General features: G+C 44.5%; 3 protein-coding genes. All 3 read right to left on the bottom strand.

From position 1 onward, the window contains the following. Positions 1-98: 98 nt before the first annotated feature. The gene (locus tag JIN87_RS27900; protein WP_267909460.1) at positions 99-647 is read right to left on the bottom strand and encodes a DUF2199 domain-containing protein; all 549 of its coding nucleotides are present in this window, start codon (positions 645-647) and stop codon (positions 99-101) included. Between the two features lie 59 nt (positions 648-706). Then, entirely contained in the window at positions 707-1105 is a 399-nt protein-coding gene (locus JIN87_RS27895) for a hypothetical protein (RefSeq protein ID WP_200360018.1), read from the bottom strand. A gap of 142 nt (positions 1106-1247) precedes the next feature. Next, on the bottom strand, positions 1248-1637 hold a 390-nt coding region (locus JIN87_RS27890; RefSeq protein ID WP_234033682.1), incomplete at its 5' end, for a hypothetical protein.

Below are 1637 nucleotides of genomic sequence, written 5' to 3'. Positions count from 1 at the left end.
AGGATCATATTCCGGGTTTGCTCTGAAGGTTGAGGTTAGAACAAGAGTGAACGCTATGATTATACTGATATGTACCTTCTTCATCTTTCTTCCAATCGCTAAGGTGTCACGATGGAGGCGGCGGAGCTGCCGGAATTGTGACCACCGTCTGGTTCTGACTTGTTCTGTTGTTCGTAGTGATGAATGATCTCCCATGCCTTCTCTAAAGTGATTCCTTGGTGATAGTCGATGGACAAGGGGTTATCGGTCTCTTCTATTTCTACTACTGGCCTGAATCCATCACCTCTAAAGTGGACCATTGTCTTAAGAAGCATCGTATCCGTTTTGTAGTAGGAAATGCTGTTACATAGCCATCCGAAATACGGTCCGATTTCGTCAGAATCGAAATTTTTGAGATAGGTCTCATAATTTTCTTTCTTCAGCGACAACCATACCCCGAATCCGAACCGATCACCTTCATCGCCGATAGGCAGCTCAACGATTCCTTTCACGAAGAAATGCTCACCATCGATCTCGCAAGTGTCTGAGGTTGTCTTAATTCTTCTGTCTCTTTCTTCGGGTGCGACATCCCAATACTGATCGGGGTACTCCGAATGAATGTCGGGCATGTCTTGGTGGCTTTCGCCGCATATGTGGCACTTATACATTTATTCAGAACGCCGAGTACAGGCGGCGAGCGCTTGCGCTCGTTGCCTGATACGACTGGTTAGCGTATTTTAAATTCGGTTTTTGTTTGGTAGGTTAGCTTAAACTTCTGTGCTTGTATTCTCCATACAGCCCAATCCTGATTCTCGTGAAATCCACTCATTTCGTAACAATCATTTTTAATGTCTTCATTCAGAATCTCGTCGATTGGCAGTGAACCGTCAGGAAACTGAGATGGCTCCTTTGTATCTTTCCATAACTCTTTTTCGTTTCGTGTGACTCCGAAGCACTCGAAGACACAGTCTCGAATGATCCATTGCTTTCCTTCGGATCCATCAAGCGGTGGGCCAAATGCTCCAGAGTCGATGCTCATACGAATATGGCTTCCAACTTCCTCAACCGACTCGAGTGTTCCGTCGTGAAAGTTCAGATGTTTGAGATCCTGAAGTGTTAGTTCCATTTAGTTCTTCGCTAACGTCAAAGCCACACGATGTCGGCTTCAATTAGGGTTCCGTTAGTTGTGATGTTAGATTCCATGTGATCATTACCAAAGAGGCGAGCGTTTGCCGACATTGTGTGAGCTGCCTGGTTAGCCCCATTTTTCATTCGTTTGATCTTATTTGGATTCCCCATTTTTCATCCTTCTTGGTTAGTATCCAAATCGCTCTTTGTAGATTAATGACTGATTCGTCGGAACGGCATCTTTCATATTCAACTCGAAAGTGAATTTTTGTATTCGATTCGTAAATCGGCTCTTGCTTCGTGTACCTCGAAAATGCCCATCCTTGGGATTTCAGCTTATCGAAGAACTCTTTCTTAAGTTGTCCCGGTTCGTTCCAGATGACGGTATTTGGCCCCGGAAAAACATGTGGAAAGTGAAGAGTGCTATCCATCCCTTCGGTATCCTCATTGTTGAAAGATTCCGTGAACTTGTTGAGTACGTCTATCGCGTCTTGAAGCATCTCTCTAGTTTTCTCTTTTTTGGCTAACGC

Origin of the sequence: Pelagicoccus mobilis (assembly GCF_016595505.1) — a bacterium.
Classification (GTDB): Bacteria; Verrucomicrobiota; Verrucomicrobiia; order Opitutales; family Opitutaceae; genus Pelagicoccus; species Pelagicoccus mobilis.
This window is presented reverse-complemented; position numbering and strand designations above follow the sequence as displayed.